Genomic DNA, 619 nt, shown 5'->3' with positions numbered 1-619 from the left:
TGTCTAGGATGTCTAGTAGTTCTACGACGGCTGGTTGGCCGTATGGACCTTCGTCGCCTTTAAGGGCTTGGGTCGCTGAACCTTTTACGATTGGGGTGTCGTCGCCTGGGAAGTCGTAGTCGTTCAATAATTCACGAACTTCCATTTCTACTAGCTCAAGCAGTTCTTCGTCATCAACAAGGTCGCATTTGTTCATGAAGACGATGATGTACGGTACGCCAACCTGACGTGATAGCAGGATGTGCTCACGGGTTTGTGGCATTGGGCCGTCAGTCGCTGATACGACTAGGATTGCGCCGTCCATTTGGGCAGCACCGGTGATCATGTTTTTAACATAATCGGCGTGACCTGGGCAATCAACGTGGGCGTAGTGACGAGTGTCTGTGTCATATTCTACGTGTGAGGTGTTGATGGTGATGCCACGGGCTTTTTCTTCAGGGGCGCTGTCAATGGCTGCGTAGTCTTTGGCTTCGCCACCTGATTTGATTGCTGCTACGGTTGCGATAGCGGCGGTTAGGGTTGTTTTACCGTGGTCAACGTGTCCGATGGTGCCGACGTTGACGTGTGGCTTGTTGCGTTCAAACTTGGCCTTTGCCATGGGTATTTCCTCTTTTTTTGG

Annotated in this window: 1 protein-coding gene; it reads right to left on the bottom strand. The window is 51.4% G+C overall.

Translation table 11 applies throughout. The features are described 5' to 3' along the window. A partial coding sequence (locus ACT3TU_RS14335; RefSeq protein WP_444784542.1) for a GTP-binding protein occupies positions 1-598 on the bottom strand: 598 nt, incomplete at its 3' end. Between the last annotated feature and the right edge of the window lie 21 nt (positions 599-619).

Origin of the sequence: Psychrobacter sp. AOP3-A1-26, assembly GCF_052378235.1 — a bacterium.
Classification (GTDB): domain Bacteria; phylum Pseudomonadota; class Gammaproteobacteria; order Pseudomonadales; family Moraxellaceae; genus Psychrobacter.
Note: the sequence above shows the minus strand (reverse complement) of the source record. Positions and strands in the feature narration are given on the sequence as shown.